Origin of the sequence: Streptosporangium sp. LJ11 (assembly GCF_051918945.1) — a bacterium.
In the GTDB taxonomy this organism is placed as follows: Bacteria; Actinomycetota; Actinomycetes; order Streptosporangiales; family Streptosporangiaceae; genus Streptosporangium.
On the sequence record NZ_JBPXMB010000001.1, the window covers coordinates 222,819 to 239,607 of the forward strand.

Annotated in this window: 17 protein-coding genes and 1 riboswitch; of the genes, 8 read left to right on the forward strand and 9 right to left on the reverse strand. The window is 69.8% G+C overall.

The window, feature by feature from the left end; genetic code table 11:
• Positions 1-24: 24 nt before the first annotated feature.
• Positions 25-1,851, reverse strand: a complete 1,827-nt coding sequence (locus ACTOQ3_RS01075; RefSeq protein ID WP_440081436.1) for an ATP-binding protein — start codon at positions 1,849-1,851, stop codon at positions 25-27.
• A 184-nt stretch (positions 1,852-2,035) separates the two neighbouring features.
• On the opposite strand from ACTOQ3_RS01075, the gene ACTOQ3_RS01080 reads away from it, so the two are divergent.
• Both ACTOQ3_RS01080 and ACTOQ3_RS01085 read left to right on the forward strand, forming a co-directional pair.
• Positions 2,036-3,445, forward strand: a complete 1,410-nt coding sequence (locus ACTOQ3_RS01080) for a serine hydrolase (RefSeq protein WP_440081437.1) — start codon at positions 2,036-2,038, stop codon at positions 3,443-3,445.
• Between the two features lie 165 nt (positions 3,446-3,610).
• Entirely contained in the window at positions 3,611-4,597 is a 987-nt protein-coding gene (locus ACTOQ3_RS01085) for a pirin family protein (protein WP_362687463.1), read from the forward strand.
• Positions 4,598-4,739: 142 nt separating this feature from the next.
• Here ACTOQ3_RS01085 and ACTOQ3_RS01090 read toward each other — a convergent pair whose 3' ends face one another.
• The 7 genes from ACTOQ3_RS01090 to ngcE all read right to left on the reverse strand — a co-directional run bounded on the left by ACTOQ3_RS01090 (position 4,740) and on the right by ngcE (position 10,713).
• Positions 4,740-5,312, reverse strand: a complete 573-nt coding sequence (locus tag ACTOQ3_RS01090; protein WP_440081438.1) for a hypothetical protein — start codon at positions 5,310-5,312, stop codon at positions 4,740-4,742.
• A 152-nt stretch (positions 5,313-5,464) separates the two neighbouring features.
• Positions 5,465-6,427 carry a 1-aminocyclopropane-1-carboxylate deaminase/D-cysteine desulfhydrase gene (locus ACTOQ3_RS01095; RefSeq protein ID WP_440081439.1) on the reverse strand — a complete coding sequence of 321 codons (963 nt, stop codon included), beginning with the start codon at positions 6,425-6,427 and terminating at the stop codon, positions 5,465-5,467.
• An 18-nt stretch (positions 6,428-6,445) separates the two neighbouring features.
• Positions 6,446-6,736 (reverse strand): 4a-hydroxytetrahydrobiopterin dehydratase, encoded by a 291-nt coding sequence (locus ACTOQ3_RS01100; RefSeq protein WP_440081440.1) that lies wholly within the window; start codon positions 6,734-6,736, stop codon positions 6,446-6,448.
• A complete protein-coding gene (locus tag ACTOQ3_RS01105; protein WP_440081441.1) occupies positions 6,723-7,325 on the reverse strand; it encodes a hypothetical protein in 603 nt (200 codons plus the stop codon). Before ACTOQ3_RS01105 ends, ACTOQ3_RS01100 begins: the two co-directional genes overlap by 14 nt.
• Positions 7,326-7,432: 107 nt before the next feature.
• Positions 7,433-8,341 carry a carbohydrate ABC transporter permease gene (locus ACTOQ3_RS01110; RefSeq protein WP_440081442.1) on the reverse strand — a complete coding sequence of 303 codons (909 nt, stop codon included), beginning with the start codon at positions 8,339-8,341 and terminating at the stop codon, positions 7,433-7,435.
• On the reverse strand, positions 8,341-9,252 hold the full coding sequence (locus ACTOQ3_RS01115; RefSeq protein ID WP_386155842.1) for a carbohydrate ABC transporter permease: 912 nt from the start codon (positions 9,250-9,252) through the stop codon (positions 8,341-8,343). Before ACTOQ3_RS01115 ends, ACTOQ3_RS01110 begins: the two co-directional genes overlap by 1 nt.
• Before the next feature lie 6 nt (positions 9,253-9,258).
• Positions 9,259-10,713, reverse strand: a complete 1,455-nt coding sequence (gene ngcE, locus ACTOQ3_RS01120; RefSeq protein ID WP_440081443.1) for an N-acetylglucosamine/diacetylchitobiose ABC transporter substrate-binding protein — start codon at positions 10,711-10,713, stop codon at positions 9,259-9,261.
• A 331-nt stretch (positions 10,714-11,044) separates the two neighbouring features.
• On the opposite strand from ngcE, the gene ACTOQ3_RS01125 reads away from it, so the two are divergent.
• The 6 genes from ACTOQ3_RS01125 (at position 11,045) to ACTOQ3_RS01150 (ending at position 15,222) form a co-directional block, all read left to right on the forward strand.
• Positions 11,045-11,692, forward strand: coding sequence for a class II aldolase/adducin family protein (locus ACTOQ3_RS01125; RefSeq protein ID WP_440081444.1), 648 nt, complete (start codon positions 11,045-11,047; stop codon positions 11,690-11,692).
• Positions 11,693-11,755: 63 nt separating this feature from the next.
• Positions 11,756-12,976 carry a DUF4032 domain-containing protein gene (locus ACTOQ3_RS01130; protein ID WP_440081445.1) on the forward strand — a complete coding sequence of 407 codons (1,221 nt, stop codon included), beginning with the start codon at positions 11,756-11,758 and terminating at the stop codon, positions 12,974-12,976.
• Between the two features lie 144 nt (positions 12,977-13,120).
• Positions 13,121-13,501: a roadblock/LC7 domain-containing protein gene (locus ACTOQ3_RS01135; protein WP_440065748.1), complete on the forward strand. Its 381-nt coding sequence runs from the start codon at positions 13,121-13,123 to the stop codon at positions 13,499-13,501.
• Between the two features lie 4 nt (positions 13,502-13,505).
• Positions 13,506-14,399 carry a hypothetical protein gene (locus ACTOQ3_RS01140; RefSeq protein WP_440081446.1) on the forward strand — a complete coding sequence of 298 codons (894 nt, stop codon included), beginning with the start codon at positions 13,506-13,508 and terminating at the stop codon, positions 14,397-14,399.
• 52 nt (positions 14,400-14,451) lie between these two features.
• Positions 14,452-14,838: a roadblock/LC7 domain-containing protein gene (locus ACTOQ3_RS01145; RefSeq protein ID WP_440081447.1), complete on the forward strand. Its 387-nt coding sequence runs from the start codon at positions 14,452-14,454 to the stop codon at positions 14,836-14,838.
• A 12-nt stretch (positions 14,839-14,850) separates the two neighbouring features.
• Positions 14,851-15,222 (forward strand): hypothetical protein, encoded by a 372-nt coding sequence (locus ACTOQ3_RS01150; protein ID WP_440081448.1) that lies wholly within the window; start codon positions 14,851-14,853, stop codon positions 15,220-15,222.
• A gap of 137 nt (positions 15,223-15,359) precedes the next feature.
• Here ACTOQ3_RS01150 and ACTOQ3_RS01155 read toward each other — a convergent pair whose 3' ends face one another.
• Positions 15,360-16,187, reverse strand: coding sequence for a hypothetical protein (locus ACTOQ3_RS01155; RefSeq protein WP_440081449.1), 828 nt, complete (start codon positions 16,185-16,187; stop codon positions 15,360-15,362).
• Positions 16,188-16,454: 267 nt separating this feature from the next.
• Positions 16,455-16,605: riboswitch (cyclic di-AMP (ydaO/yuaA leader) on the reverse strand.
• Between the last annotated feature and the right edge of the window lie 184 nt (positions 16,606-16,789).

A 16,789-nucleotide genomic window follows, 5' to 3' on the forward strand; every position in this document is an offset into this window, starting at 1 on the left:
CGCCGTCCCCTTCGGCTTGGCCCCTCAGCCCGGCACGGGAACCCAGGCGCCGACCAGGGTGCCCTCGCCGGGCGTCGAGGAGACGTCGAGGCCACCGCCGAGCGCGGCCATCCGGTCGGCCAGCGCGCTCAGCCCCCCGCGGCCGGGCTCGCCCCGCTCGAAACCCCTGCCGTCGTCGGAGACCGCGGCCCGCAGGCGCCCGCCGGACCAGGCCAGCCGCACCTCGATCCTGGAGGCCTCGGCGTGCTTGAGCGCGTTGGCGACGGCCTCGCTGACCGTGAAGTACAGGGCCCCCTCGATCTCGTCGGGGAAGCGCCGCGAGCGGAGCGCCGGATCGACCGTCACGGTCGTGGCGACCGGCAGCCGCGAGCAACGCTCCTCGACCGCCTCCGCCAGGCCGCCCTGGCTGAGCACGGACGGGTGGATGCCCGCCGCCAGTTCCCGCAGGTCGACGAGGGTCTGGCGGGCCTGCTCACGCAGGAGCGCCAGGCTGCCGGGGCCACCGCCGGTGGCGCGGGCCAGCTCCAGTCCCGCGATCAGCGCGATGAGCTGCTGCTGTGCCCCGTCGTGGATGTTGCGCTCGATCCGCCGCCGCTCGGCCTCCTGGGCGTTGACCAGGCGTGCCGCCAGTCCCGCGCTCTGGATCGCCAGCCCGACCGGCACCGCGAGCGAGCCGAGCAGCCTGCGGTCCTCGGCGTTGAAGCGCCCCGCGACCTTGGGGCCGCAGGCGATGTGCCCCAGCCCCGCCGGGACCGTGAGCACCGCCTCCCCGTCCTCCCGGCCCGCCACTACCCGCGTGCCGTCCGCGAGCGCCACGGCGGCCCACCGCGTCTCCAGGCCCGCCCGTACGGCCTCCGCCAACCTTCCCAGCTGCTCCACCGGGTCCGCCTCCTCCAGGCCCGGCCCGAGCTCCGTCAGGAGCTCGTCCACCGTCGGCCTGAGGTCGAAGACCAGGAAGAACCTGGAGCCCCTGACCGCCATCCGGATGTCGAGCAGGTTGTGGCGGAACACGACGGTGGCGATCACCGCGGGCAGCGCGGCCACCGCCGTCACGGCGCCGACCCAGCTCACCGCCTGGCCACCCTGCCCGAAGATCATTGTTGTCACGGAGCCGCCCAGGGCGGCCACCATCCCGAGGATCATCCAGCGGAGGCGGCGTCGCTCGACGAGGGTGCCGCGCCGCCGGCGCAGTACGAGGGAGGCCAGCACCGACAGCGCCACGAGGAAGACCACCAGCTGCCCGAACCCGCCCACCAGGGCGGCGAGCAGCCCGGCCGTGCCCTCGAGCCCCAGCGGGTTGCCGTACGAGAAGGCCGAGGCGTAGACCTCGTCGGGACTCAGCAGGATGCCCAGCCAGTGCAGGAGGATCGCCACCCCCGCGATCCAGGCGACCGGGCGCCAGCGCGGCGAGGGCAACCTGCCGTCGGGGAAGATCAGCGGGATGAACACCCAGCTCAGACCGTAGAAGCCGGAGAACAGCGAGGTCAGCAGCGCGCCGGCCACGGCGAGGGGACCGTGAGCGTCGCCGTACGCCACCAGGACGCCCACGCCGAGGCAGCCGAGGCCGAGGCAGGCGGCGGTGGCCAGCAGCAGCCAGCCGTAGGGGTTGTCGGGACGCCTGACCGCGATGAGCAGGCCGACCGAGGGCAGCAGCGCGCAGGCCACGACGAACAGCCACTGGCTGAACGGCACGGGCATACCGGCCTCCAGCACGCCGCCCGCGACCATCCCGGCCACCGACACCGCGGCCATGGACACGGCGAGGGCGCGGACCGGGGCGGACGCCGACGTGCCCGACGGGCCCGGCGGTGATGCGGGCGCCGGAGCGGTTCGAGAGGCCGTGGACGTCATGGGACGTAGGGTGACCTGCCGCGGGCTCCGCCGTCCAGGGGGTTGTCCGCACGTCCGGTGCGGTTCGCCGCACCGGCGGGACGGAGGACCGCCGGGTGTCACGAGCCGGGAACGCTTCCTAGTTTCGGATGAGGGCCATCGGGGAGATGGCCGCAACGCCGGAGAACATCCCGAGGAGCATCTCATGCGGTTGCCGTTCCGATCGAAGCGCCTGCTCGCCGTCGCCGTCGCCGTCACGGCCGTTCCGATGACGGCCCTGCCACTGGCCGTCCCCGCGTCGGCGGTCACGGCGGGGGCGGTCACGGTGGAAGCGGTCACAGCCGAGACGGTCACGGCGGGAAGACCTTTCGCCGAGCCGGAGATCCCGGACAGCCCCGCCGGCCGGCGGCTGCGCTGGTTCCTCGGCGCGCCGGACCGGGCACCGCTGGCGGAGAGCGAGCTCAAGGAGCATCTCAACTCCGGCTACCTCTCGTCGCTGACGGTCAACGGCGTCAACGCCTTCCTCAAGGCGTCGAAGGGGTTCCGCCTGGAGAAACTGACCAAGGAGACGCCGTCCGCGCTGGCCGGGACCGGGGTGATCGGCGAGCAGGCGTTCGCCCTGCAGCTCGGGGTGGACGGTGACGGGAAGATCAACCTGCTCGGGCTGACGCCCCCCGAGCCCTCCATGCCCGCCGCTCCCGGAAGCTGGAAGAAGCTCGACGCCCGGCTCCGCGAGGTCGCGCCGCGGGTGGGCTTCCTGGCCGCCGAGATCGACGCGCGGGGCAGGTGCGACGTCGCGCACGCCGTGGCGCCGGACACGGTACGGCCGCTGGGCTCGATCTTCAAGCTGTACGTGCTGGGCGCCGTGGCCGAGAAGATCCGCGACGGCGGGCTGAGCTGGAACGCCAAGCTCACGATCAAGCCCGAGTGGAAGAGCCTGGGCGAGGACGGGCTGACGGGCCGCCCCGACGGCGGCACCACCACGGTCAGGGAGGCCGCCAAGCTGATGATCTCGATCAGCGACAACACCGCCACCGACGTCCTGATCCACACGGTCGGCCGCAAGGCGGTGGAGGCCAAGGTACGGCGGTGGTCGAGCCATCCCGAGCGGAACCTCCCCTTCCTCACCACGCGCGAGGTCTTCCTGCTCAAGGGCGTGAACCACCCCGCGCAGGCCCGCGCCTACCTGGCGCTCGACACCGCCGGCAAGCGCGCCTACCTGAAGGACACGGTCGCCGGGCAGTCGCTGTCGGACATCGTGCTCTGGCAGAAGCCCAGGGAGATCGACACGCTGGAGTGGTTCGGCTCGCCCCGCGACGTCTGCCGGGCCTACGCGGGGCTTCTCAAGCTGGGCGGCAGGCAGGTGAGCGCGGTGATGTCCGCCAACGACGTCGGCCTCGGGCTCGACGAGAAGAAGTGGCCGCTGGTCTGGGCCAAGGGCGGTTCCGAGATGGGGGTCTTCGACCTGTCGTACCTGGCCCGCTCGGCCGGAGGGAGGACCTACGTCGTGACCGCGCTGACCAGCGACCCCGCCGGCGCGCTGGACGAGCGGGTCGCGGCCTCCGAGCTGATCTCGCTGAGCCGGGGCGGCTTCGCGCTGGCCACCCGAAAGTAGTCACTTCCAGGGGCGGCGGTGAACAGCCGCCGGAAGGTGGTCCCCCGGACGGGCGGGCTTCACCGTCGAGGCCGTGGCACTTCGTTGCCACGGCCTCGTTCGTCATGGAATAGTTGAAACATCAACTGAGTTATCACCTGCGAACATCGCAGGAAGGAATCCACAATGCCGGCCGTGACCGTAGAGAACCCGCTGACCCTGCCCCGCCTGCCGCAGCCGCTGAACGCGACCCGCGAGCGCCAGGTGCTGGCCGTCACCACCGCACCGAGCGGATTCGAGGGAGAGGGTTTCCCGGTCCGCAAGGCACTCGCGACGATCAAGTCCCAGTATCTCGATCCGTTCATCATGATGGACCAGATGGGTGAGGTCGACTACGCGCCGGGCGAGCCCAAGGGCACCCCCTGGCACCCGCACCGGGGCTTCGAGACCGTCACCTACATGATCGACGGCGTGATGGACCACGCCGACTCGCACGGCGGCGGCGGCACGATCTCCGACGGCGACACCCAGTGGATGACGGCCGGTGGCGGCATCCTGCACAAGGAGGCCCCCCCGGAGTGGCTGGTCCAGAAGGGCGGCCTGTTCCACGGGATCCAGCTCTGGGTCAACCTGCCGGGCAGCGAGAAGATGGTCGCGCCGAAGTACCAGGACATCGGCAGGACCAACGTCGTGCTGCTCAGCAGCCACGACGGCGGAGCGCTGGTCCGCCTCATCGCGGGCGAGGTCGGCGAGTTCACCGGCCCCGGCTCCACCCGGACGCCGATCACCCTGCTGCACGCCTCCCTCAGCCCCGGCTCCCGGCTGACGCTCCCCTGGCGCAAGGATTTCAACGCGCTCGCGTACGTCCTGTCGGGACGCGGCACCGTCGGCGGTGACCGGCAGCCGATCGAGTCGGGCCAGCTGGCCGTCTTCGACGGCTTCGGCAACCTTCCCGGCCTGGGCACCGACGGCGAGACCATCACGCTCTCGGCGGCTGGCACCCAGGAGAGCCGCAGCCCCAACCTGGAGGTCATCGTGCTCGGAGGCCGCCCGATCGGCGAGCCGGTCGCGCACTACGGGCCGTTCGTGATGAACACCCAGGCGGAGCTGGCGAAGGCGTTCGAGGACTACCAGGCCGGTCGTCTCGGCACCATCCCCGCCGGTCACGCCTGATCGCGGAACACGCGGCCCGGCCTCCGGGATCCGGCGCGGCCCGGAGGCCGGGATCCGGCACGGATCGGAACATCGCGGCCGAGGACGCCATGGCCCCGGCACCGGGACCCGCCGACGGGCTCATGCCTGGCTCATGCCGGACCTAGCGTTCGGTGAGGGTGACGCAGGCGACGCGGGGGCCGGCACTGCCGGCCTCGGCGCCGGTGGTGCGGGTGGGCTTGGCGTGGATCACGAGCGATTTGGGCAGCCGGCCCGGGACGAGCGCCCAGTCCTGGGTGGTGGTGGCGATGGCGTCGCCCCGGACGTCGGTGGTGAAGTCGAGCCAGACCTCGTTCTCGGCGCTCGCCTGGGTATGGGAGTGCTGGTAGTGCGGCCCGGCGTCCTCCGGTTTGAAACCGCACGCGTTGACGTGCAGGTGCGCCCCGTAGGTGCGATTGTGGAGCATGCCCTTGGCGATGACCTTGGCGGTGGCGAGCACCGCTCCCGACTCCACGGTGACCCGCGCCGAGGCTCCGGGGGGCACCAGCGCGGTGTCGTAGACGATGGCGGTGGCGCGCGGCGCGGGACTGGTGAACGTGCCGCCTCCGGCGAGGCGGATCCCCTCGGCGCTCGGACCCGCGCTGGGACTGTGCCCGGCCGGATGGGGCGCGGCGACCTGCTCGCCGCAGCCCGTGCAGAGCAGGGCGACGGCGGCGAGAACTCCCAGAATGCGCATCCACGATCTCCTTGACCGGGCCGGAGAAGAGCAGCGCCCACCATATCGAGTGATCATACGACCACGCTCGGTATTGACCGCTCCCGGCCACGCCGCCCCGGAGATCCGCGGCGGGGGCCGGACGGTCCCCGCGCCGCGCGGGAAGGCGGAGGTCACGGCGGGGGCCGGAGACACCCGCCGTCGTCGGCCCGCGCTGGGCGGGAGGACGGAGCCGCCTCCATCGGACCCGTCACCACGGCGACGACCGTGGTGTTCCTGGGGAAGGCCCCGCGTTCCGCCAGGGTGAAGACGCCCCACATCATCTTCGCCACGTAGATCCGGTCGAGCGACATCCCGTGCCGGCGGGCGAAGTCGTCGGCGAACGCGTCCAGTTCGGGAGCGCGTCTGGCGTAGCCCCCGGCGTGGAAGTCGTGGTCGATCGTCCAGTTGGCCGACACCTCGCCGTAGGCGGCCTCCTGGAGCCTGGCGACGTCGTCGGCCAGGAACCGCGCTCCCCGCAGGACGGAGAAGCCCAGGGCCCGCTGCCCGGCGGCCAGCCCTGCGGCGATGCCCGCGAGCGTGCCCCCGGTGCCGACGGGGCAGCACACGACGTCGAACGGTACGTCGATCTCCCCGGGGAGTTCGGCGCAGCCGCGGACGGCCTGCTCGTTGCTGCCGCCCTCGGGCAGCAGGTAGAACCGGCCGAACCTCCGGTGGAGTTCCTCGACCACGGGCGCGGTGCCCTTCGCGCGGTAGGTGGTGCGATCCATGTAGACCAGCCGCATCCCCGAGCGCGCGGCGAAGGCCAGCACGTCGTTGAGCGGCAGGTGCTCCTCGCCCCGGATGACGCCGACGCTCCGGAACCCGAAGCGGGCTCCGGACGCGGCGACGGCCCGCACGTGGTTGGAGTAGGCGCCGCCGAAGGTGAGCAGGGTCTCGTGGCCCAGTTCGGCGGCCCGCGCGAGGTTGTACTTGAGCTTGCGCCACTTGTTGCCCGGCAGGAGGGGGTGGATCAGGTCGTCACGCTTCAGGATCACGCGTACGCCCGCGCGGGCGAGCCGGGGGTCGTCGAGCTCCACGAGGGGCGAGGACGGCGTCCGGTCGAACTCCCGCGGCCCGTGTCCCGGATCGGTCATGATCGGCCGAGGAGCGGTTCAGGCGCCGGCCGAGGCTATCTCGTCGATGCGGGCTGCCAGGGTGAAGTCGAGCTCCGTCAGGCCACCCGCGCTGTGCGTGCTGAGCGCCAGGTGCAGGGTGCGCCAGCGGATGTCGATGTCGGGGTGGTGGTCGAGCTTCTCGGCCTCGACCGCGATCTCGTTCACGATGCGGATCGCGGCGGGGAAGTCGGTGGCGGTGATCGTGCGGCGGATCTCGTCGCCCTCGCGCCGCCACTCGGGCAGGCCGGTCAGCCGCTCGTCCACCGCGGAGTCGTCAAGCAGGTTCATCCTCCCAGGAGATCATGTCTCCGGCGAAGACGCCAAGCCTGGGCAGGCTTCCGGCGCGGCGGGCCATGGCCATGATGCCCTGGGCCATGGCGGTGGCGTGGCTGGCCTGGTCGAGGAGGGGCTCCAGCTCGGGCAGCAGGCCGGGCAGCCGGGCGAGGCTCCATTCGTGCCAGTCCGACAGGCGGGTGCCGCCGCTGTCGGGGTCTTCGGCGCGGTAGGCCGCCAGGATCGGGCACTCCCGGTGGATGCGCAGCAGCCATCTCTCGATGTCGGCGTTGAGCGCGGCGATCCGGGAGGGGGCGGCGTACAGCCAGCCGTCGTCGCCGATGCGGTCGGACTCGCCGGGGACGGCCGGGTAGGAGTGGACCACCGTGCCGTGCAGGAACAGGCCGCTGGCCACCATCAGCTGGCGGCCCTCGCACCAGTCGAGCGCCCCGCGCAGGGGCGCCGGGACGGTGTCGACGATGACCGCGCGCTGGGAGGTGCTCGGCTGCCGGGCGAAGCGTACGTGCACCTCGGCCCACATGTAGTAGCTCGCCTCCCCCGCGCCGAAGAAGGGGAAGGGGAAGTCCTGGTCGAGGAGGGCCATGTGTCGGGTTCTCCGTGGGGAGGGGACAGGAGTCGTTCCGAATATGAACGACTCCCGACGACACTCCTGGGATTACTCGCCGGAGCTCGTATTTTGACCGGATCCGGTCATTTGACGGCGCCGGAGGTGAGGCCCGACTGGATCTGGCGCTGGAAGATGATGTAAATGATCATGACGGGGATGATGGCCATGCTCAGCGCGGCGAACAGGCCCGGCCAGTCGGCCTCGTACCCGGCGCTGGTGGAGATGTTGGCGACGCCCTGGGTGATCACCCATTTGTCCTCGACGTTGCCCGAGAGCAGCACGATCGGCAGGAGGTACTGGTTCCACTGGCCCAGGATGTTGAAGATCGTGATGCTGATCAGGCCCGGCTTGGCCATCGGCATCATGACCTGGAAGAACGTCCGGGTGTGCGAGCAGCCGTCCATCATCGCCGCCTCGGCCACCGAGGTGGGCAGCGTCTTGAAGAACGCCGACAGGAAGAAGACGGTGAACGGCAGCGAGTAGGCGATGTAGACCAGGATCAAGCCGAGGTGGGTGTCGATCAGGCCGAGGTTCTTCACCACGAAGAACAGCGGGACCAGCGCGAGGAAGACCGGGAAGGTCATGCCCGACACGAACAGGAAGTAGATGAGCCTGTTGCCGGGGAAGGTGTAGCGCGCCAGCACGTACGCGGCCATCGAGCCCAGGAGCATGGTGCCCGCCGTGCTGCACGCCACCACGAAGACGGTGTTCAGCATGTACTGGCCGATGTGGGCCTTCTCCCAGGCCCGGCCCCAGGCGTCCCAGCCGAAGGAGGCCGGGAGGGTGATGGCGTCCCCGAAGATCTCGGTGTTGGTCTTGAAGGAGGACAGGAACGTCCAGACGATCGGGCCGATGATCAGGATCGCCCAGACCAGCAGCGCGACGTGGGACAGCGCGCCGAAGACCCCGAGCGGGTTCTTCACGCGGCGCCTGACGGGCGCGGGGGCGGAGGGGCGGGTGGCGTCGGGCTTGCGCGCCGTGTCCGTGGCCATCAGAACTCGATCCTCTCGCGCCGGGTCACGCGCAGGGTGAGGGCGGCGAACGTGATGGTCATGAAGAACAGCGCCACGCCCATCGCCGACGCGTAGCCGAACTTGGAGAAGTTGAACGCCGTGCGCCAGATCTCCATCGGCAGCACCGTCGTGGAGTTGTCGGGCCCGCCCCGGTCGACCGAGAGGACCTGGACCAGGGCGAAGGCGTCGAAGGCGGCGATGCCGAGGTAGACCCAGGCGACCTGCATGGTGTCCCACAGCAGCGGGATCGTGATCCTGAAGAACAGGGTGAACCGGCCCGCGCCGTCCAGCGCGGCGGCCTCGAACACGTCCTTGGGGATGGAGGACATGCCGGCCGAGAACAGGACCACGTAGAAGCCGACGGCCTGCCAGACCATCACCGCGATGATCGACAACAGGGCGATGTCCGGGTCGATCAGCCAGCCGACCGGGTCGATGCCGACCTTGCCGAGCAGGCCGTTGATCACGCCGGTGCCGTCCGGGCGGTAGATCGCCTGGAAGAGCACGCCGACGATGGCGACGGCCAGGACCTGGGGCAGGAAGAAGATCACACGATAGACCTTCGAACCCCAGATCCCGGTCATCCGGCCGCCCCGCTGCCCGCCGCTCAGGTTGAGCAGGAAGGCGAAGAACAGGGCGATCACGATCGTGACCAGCGGCATGACAAGCAGCAGAACACCGTGGTGCCGCACCGCGGCCCAGAAGACCTCGTCGTCAAAGAGCCTGGTGAAGTTCTCCAGGCCGATGAACTGGGGGTTCGCCGAGATGCCCTTCCAGTTGGTCATCGAGATGTAGAAAGCCTGTATGTACGGGCTGATCACGAAGACCACGTAGAGGAGGACCGGCGCGGCGAGAAAGCCGACGATGAACGGATACTTGCCCTGCCGCATCGGGAGCTACACCGTCCGGTTCTGCTTGGTGATGGACGAGTCGGCCTTGGTCTTGTCGGCGGCCTTCTGCATCTTCTCGCAGAACTCGTCGGCGGAGATGCGGCCGAACATGAGCGCGTTGGTCTGCTTGCGCAGCTCGGTCTCGAACTCCTTGTACCAGTTCTCGAAGCTGCTGAAGGTGACGATGTTCTGGCCGGCGGCGGTCTGCGCGGCGCTGAGGCTCGCGTTGCCGGGCGACAGCTCCAGGCCGTCGGCGGCACCGGTCACCACGGTGATGTTGCCCGACTTCTCGGTGAAGCCGCGCGCGCCCTCCTTGGAGAGCATGATGCGCAGGTACTCCAGGCCGCCCTTGGGGTTCTTGGCCTTGGCGGGGACGATGTAGGCCTCGCCGGCGGCGGCGCGGATGGCCTCGAACGGCATCTTGTCGGCGGCGGTGACGCTGGGGGTGGGCGTCAGCGCGTACTTGAAGGTCTCCGGGGTCTGGGCCTTCTGCTCGTTCTCCAGCCAGGAGCCCGACGGGTACAGTGCGACCTTGCCCTGGTTCTGGCGGAGCTGCACCTCGGTGTGGATCAGGCCCTCGAAGGACTTGTCCATGTACTTGGCGATCTCGGCCCAGGCCGCGGCGGACTGCTTCATGGAGTCGCGCTGCCAGACACCGTCGACGAGGTTGTCGACGTCGACCAGGATCTGGTTGCCCTCGATCTTCGCGGCGGAGATGAGGATCATCCAGTACGCGTAGTAGGCGGCGTTCTTGCCCGCGTACGCGAAGGGGGTGACCCCGGCGGCCTTGGCCTTCTCGGCGAAGGCCTTGAACTCCTCGAAGGTCTTCGGCGGGGTCCAGCCGTTCTTCTCGAACAGCGCGGAGTCGTACCAGAGGCCGTACGCGGAGAAGACGTAGTTCATCAGGTACGGCTTGCCGGCGATGAGGCCCGACTCGACGGTGCCCGGCGCGACCATGTCGCGCACCTTCTTGCTCGGGTCGTCGATCGAGGGGGCGTCCCACAGCTCGGTGAGCTCCAGGAGCTGGCCCTCCTGCTGCAGGGCGCCGTTGTCCATCAGGTCGGTGCCGGAGTTGGCGATCATGTCGGGGACGTCGCCGCCGGCGAACCGCGGCTGCAGGGTCTGCGCGATCTGCTGGGTGGCGACGTGCTTGATCTGGGCCTGCGGGAACGCCTTCTTGTACAGCGGCTCGTGGACCTCGGTCGCGTAGCTGTCACCCAGGCCGCCCTTGAAGATGACGACCTCGAGCGGCGCGTCCGCGGCGACGCCGAACGGGTTCTTCGCGGAGACCGCGCCGCCCGCGGAGGGGGCGGCGGAGGCCGGGGCCGCGGGGGCCGCGCCGCCGGTGGCGCAGGCGGTGAGCAGTCCGGCGCCGGGGCCGGCGATCAGAGCGCTCATGCCGATCCGGCGGAGCATCTGCCGCCGGGTGATATCTCCGGGCGTACCGGCCGAGTTGGACATGTAACCCTCCTGAACGGGGGATCAATTAGGAAAGTTTCCTAAACGTTTGCCCGAAGGTACGTACCCCCGGAGTCCACCGTCAAGAGCTCGTATCCGGTCTAGACCGAGCCGTGATGTCCTCGCGACATATCTGGTAGAAACCAAACGCCAGGGAAGTGCAATCCAATGACAGAACGGCACACAGTAGCCGATATTTCCCGGCCAACCGTTGACGCACGGCCGATGGGAAGGTAAAGGAACCATGCTCCCCGGTCATCGAGGGGCGACAACCGGTCTAGACCAGATAATGAGGGTTTGCCGCCTGATACCGCAACCCCCTACTTTTGGGGACATGTTGCTGGCCGAACAGCGCCGACTGCTGTGTGAGTACGGCCACCGGGCCGCCGCGACCGGACTGGTCGTCGGGACCGCGGGAAATCTCAGCGTGCGCGCGGGCGATCTGGTCGCCGTGACGCCCGGCGGCGTCTCCCTCGACCGGCTGGAGCCCGAGGCCTGCCCGGTCGTCGACATCGAGGGCCACCTCGTCGAGGGCGACCTGCGGCCGTCCTCGGAGACCCCCATGCACCTGGCGGTCTACGCGGCCACCGGCGCGGGCGCCGTCGTGCACACCCACTCCGTCTTCGGCACCGTGGTCGCCACGACCATGAGCGAGCTGCCGCCGATCCACTACAACGTCCTGCTGCTCGGCGGGACCGTCAGGGTCGCCGAGTACGCCACCTACGGCACCCCCGAGCTCGCCGCCTCCGTCAGGGCCGCCCTCAAGGACAGGCGTGCCGCGCTGCTGGCCAACCACGGCGGGGTCACGATCGGCGACGACCTGGACGGGGCCTTCGAGGCGACCCGGCTGCTGGAGTGGCTCTGCGAGGTCTACGTACGGGCCAGGAGCGTCGGCGAACCCCGCGTGCTCACCGAGGAGCAACTCGCCGCGGTGGTCCGGCGCGCCTTCGACCCGCCCACCTTCCCCCGCCGCGAGGACTGACCACGGCACGACCACCTGTCCGACCGGCACACCGCCGGACTTCCCGTCGCGAGGACTGACCGCATGCCCCTCCAGCTCACCGGCGCCCCGAGCGATCCGGACCTCATCCGCCTGCCCTGGGACGTCCCGCTTGAGCAGTGGCCCGAGCACCGGCTGGTCTCCCTGCCCCGCGGCATCTCCCGGCACGTGGTGCGCTTCGCCCGCCTGTCGGGCAAGGTGTACGCGATCAAGGAGATCAGCGAGTACTACGCCAAGCGCGAATACCGCCTGCTGTGGGACCTGAGCCGGATGGACACCCCGTCCGTCGAGCCGGTGGCCGTGGTCACCGGGCGGACCGACGCGAACGGCGAGCCGCTCGACTCGGCGCTCGTCACCCAGCACCTGCAGTTCTCCCTGCCCTACCGCGCGGTCATGTCCGGGACGGTCCGGCCGGAGACGCTCAACCGGCTGCTCGACGCCCTGGCCGTGCTGTTCGTGCGGTTGCACATCAGCGGCTTCTACTGGGGCGACTGCTCGCTGTCGAACGTCCTGTTCCGCCGGGACGCGGGCTCCTTCGCCGCCTACCTGGTCGACGCCGAGACGGGCGAGCTGCACCCCATGCTCAGCGAGGGCCAGCGGCTGTACGACATCGACGTCGCGCACACCAACATCTTCGGCGAGATGCTCGACCTGGAGGCGGGTCAGCTGCTGCACCCCTCCATCGACCCCGAGCAGATCGCCGACTCGGTCGTCCGCCGCTACCACCGTCTCTGGAGCGAGCTCACCTCCGACGACATCATCGACGAGGTCGACTGGCACATGATCGACCAGCGGATCCGCCGGCTGAACTCCCTGGGGTTCGACGTCGCGGAGATGATGGTCCGCCGCAAGGCGGGCACCGGCCGGCTCATCGTCCGGCCCAAGGTCGTGGACGCCGGGCACCACCAGCGCAGGCTGTTGCGGCTGACCGGACTGGACGTGGAGGAGAACCAGGCCAGGCGCCTCCTCAACGACCTCGACTCCTTCCGCGTGTCGCACGGCCTCCGCCACGAGGACGAGGCGATCGTGGCCCACCGCTGGCTGGCCGAGGTCTTCCAGCCCACGGTGCTGGCCGTGCCCCAGGAGCTGCGGGGCAAGCTGGAGCCCGCCCAGTTCTTCCACGAGGTGCTCGACCACCGCTGGTACATGTCGGAGGAGGCCGGGAACGACGTCGGCCTGCCCGCCGCGGTGAATTCCTATGTGAAGAACATTCTTGTTTTCAAGCCGGACGAAAAGGCACTCATCACCGACGACCCAACGGGTTGATTTCCACCCAGGGTATGTAACTTCCTACTCGGTTGGAGAATCGTATGCCTTCTCCTATCAAAGCCCTAGCCAGGAAGTTCGGTTACCGAGAGGTGTCCCTACGCTGACCGGGCGACGCTTGAAGTCGCTGGCGAGGGAGAGCACGTGCTCGGAATCGAAGACTGCCTCACCGAGGTAATGGCCATCCCCGGTGCCCTGGACGCGATCCTCATCGATCAGACCAGCGGGACCGCGGTGGCCACCGGCGGCGCGAGCCGCCACGCCGACGTGGAGAGGTCGGCCGCGGGGCTGAGCGAGACCCTGCGCGCGACGCTCGACGGGCTCGCCCTCGCCTCGCCCGGCGGCACGGTCCGGATCAACGACATGATCATCACCACGGACGGCGGCCACCATTTGCTGCGGCCGCTGGAAACGCTTTTCGACGGCCCTCTGGTCATTTATGTCAGGCTCGATCTCGAACGCTCGAACCTGGCACTGGCCCGCCACCGTCTCCAGGCCCTTTCCGGCCGTCTGATATCGACGTGAAATCATGCCGAACGTCGAGAACATCCTCAGCGGGCTCGCCGGCGACCACGCCACCGGCTCCCTGCGACTCGGCAAGGCGGGGATCATCTACCTCACCGACGGTCGCGTGACCTATGCCGAGAGCGCGGCGGCCCCCCGGCTGGAGGACCTGCTGGGCGCCTGCCGCGGGATATCCGCCCACGCCGTACGGCAGGTCAGGCAGGCCGCCACCCGCCGGCCACCGGACGCGCGTACCCCCCAGCCGTCGGGGGGCGAGCAGCTGGTCGCGCGGGGCCTGCTCACCAGGGGGGAACTGGAGTTCTGCGTGCTGAGCGCGGTGCTCGACGCCGCGTACTTCCTGCTGCAGGCCACCGGGCACCGGCCCAGGTTCCGGCGGGGAGAGCGGCACTGGCTCGGACCGCAGTGGTACTTCGACGCGACCGGCCTGCTCCGGGAGTGCGAGCGAAGGAAGGCGCAGTTGGAACAGACCTGGCCGTCCGCGGAGCTGGACACGCTCCCGGTCGTCCCGCTGGGGCGCATCAGCGCCCAGCGGGTGGTGCTGAGCTCGCTCCAGTGGGAGGTGCTCGTCGGCGCCGACTCCACGGCGACCCCGGCCGACCTGGCGCGCAAGCTGGGCCGTCCCGCGTACTCGGTACTGCTCGCCGTACGGCAGCTCGCCTCGTCCGGGCTGCTCCGCCTCCCGGAGCCCGCTCCGGCAGAGGCCCCCGGGGCCCCCGGGGCCCCCGGGGCCCCCGAGGCGCCGGCGCCGCTGCCCAGGCGGACGAGGGGTGCCACGGAGATCCCGGCGGCCGGTACGGGTTCTCCGGAGACGTCGCAGTGGCTTCCCAGGGCGAACGGGGACCCGGCCGACGTCAGTCTGCTCATCCGGCTCAGGAACGCATTGGAGGCGATGACTTGAGCCCGGTCACATGCCGATAAGGCTGCGGACGCTGAAGCTGATCGGAAGGAGGATGCCGGTGGAACTGCGTGAGGAGATACGGCGCGAGATGGCGGCGCTGCGAGAACGCGTACCCGACGTGAACGGGAGCATCGCGTGCAGCGTCGACGGTCTGACGATAGCGAGCGACCTGGAGAGGGACACCGAGCAGACCGGGGCGCTCTCCTCCGCGGTGCTGGCCCTCAGCCGCCGGATGACGAGCATGGCCGGCAAGGGCACCTTCGAGGAGACGTTGATCTCCGGCACCAACGGCTACGCGGCGTTCTACGCCGCCGGACCCAAGATCGTCCTCACAGTCCTGGCGCGCCCGGGGACCAACCTCGGGCTGCTCCGGCTGGAGGGCCGCAAGACGGCGGCCAGACTGGCCGCCGCCGGTTCGCGCACATCGATACCCCAGTGATCGGAGACAGCAATGGGCAACATGGACATCTCGCTCAAGGAGATGATGGCGATCGACGGTGCCGTCGGCGCGGTCGTCGTCGACTACAACAGCGGGATGGCGCTGGGCGCGCTCGGCGGGTCCAAGGACCTCGACCTCCAGATCGCGGCCGCGGGTAACACCGAGGTCGTCAAGGCCAAGATGCGGACCATGGAGTCGCTCGGCCTCAAGGACGGCATCGAGGACATCCTCATCACGCTCGGCACGCAGTACCACGTGATCCGCCCGATCGCCGGCCGGAGCGGCAAAGGGCTGTTCCTCTACCTGGCTCTCGACCGGAACCGGGCCAACCTCGCGCTCGCGCGGCACACCCTGCGCGGCATCGAGGAGAAGCTCGAAGTCTGATCCTCCGGTGCGGTCCGCGCCCCGGGAGGCACGGACCGCACCGGAGTCCTCTCAGCGTCCTCCCGGAGTCCTCCCGGAGCCCTCCCGGAGCCCTTTCGGAGCGTTCCCGGAGGACTCCGGAGGGCGGCGGCTCCGGCTCAGCCCTTCCCCGCGCCGATCTCGGCGGCGCGGGCACCGGCGACGGCCACGCCGGCCGGGGCGTGCCAGGAGGCGGACTCGACCATGACCTTGGGCTTGCCGGTCCACGGCCGCACCGCGGCGCTCACCGGCTGGGTCTGCACGCCTATCCCCAGTTCCTGGGCCTTGGCGAAGACGACCGTCGGAGGCTTGGCCGGGCTGGTGTCCCTGCGGCTCCAGGCACCGGTGGAGAACGCGACGGGGTGGTTCTTTATCCCCGTACCGTCACCCCACTTGGTGACCACGTACTTGATGTCGATGTGGCCCATCCCGCCGTTGCCGTCCACGCCGAGCGTGCTGGCGTTGAACGTTCCACCGGTCAGGTCGGCGAAGGTCTTGGCGTCGATGTCGATCATGATGCCCTGGTTCGAGGGGGAACCGGGGCCGCGGTCGCCGACGAAGAACTTGGCCTTCTTGCCCTTGTAGATGAGGTAACCCTCGGTGAGCAGGGGCCAGCTCGGGCTGGCGATCATGCCCTTCTGCATCGGCCGGCCGCTGGCGGGCAGACCGGTGTCACCGGCCCGGCCGGAGGAGTCGTCCCAGAAGTAGGAGGCCGTGGTCGCGCCCTGGAGGAGGACGGACTCGGCGCTGGCCTTCGCCACCCCGACCTCGGGGTCGGCGGTGGCGGCGAAACAGGTGGATGCGGGCAGCGCCACCGCGACACCGGTGGCGGCGAGGACGCTCGCGCCGACCAGAGCGGCGGCGGCGAGGCGGCTTCCGCGGGGCTTGTTCTTCTGCCAGGTGAACTTGCTCAGGCCGTTCTTGTGCAAACCAAGGAAGGGGCGCATGGAGAAAAGGCTCTTTCGCGAGGGAACGGGGCAGCCACGTGCGACACACCGAAGGGGTGCACTGGCGGGGACGCGCTCGTCGGAAAAGGGGGCGTAGCCGGAATCTCAGGCAATCGCTACGCGGAGCACGATCTGGAAGGTGCCGCGATCAGGCGCGGCGAGAAGGTCCGGGGGGAACGGGGGATGTCGGCGGAAGGGGGGAAAAGTTCAGGTGGTCGGCACGGACAAGGGCTGCACCGACGTGGTAACGCGGTGATCCATGAGGGGATCTCCTCTCCATCTCGTCTACCGGGTTAGCTGACGGGTTCGGGCGGTGGAGTTGCCCTACCGCCGCGTGGTCGCGGCGGATTCACCCCGGAAAAGTGGTTCCCCGGCTCCGGGGCCCCTGCGGGCCCTCGGGATTCGACGTCGGCCGGCCGCTCCCTCTTGTGAAGGGCAGGTCGCCTACCGATGACTGTGGACACTACCCACCAAAACCGGACAAAGCAAAGCAAACACCATGAAAACCCCAGAAGATCTACCTACAAGGTTCAAGGAAGCCTCATCGATCGCCCCGTCAGGCCAACACCCGTCCTACCAGCACGGATGTCTCCCCCATCTCG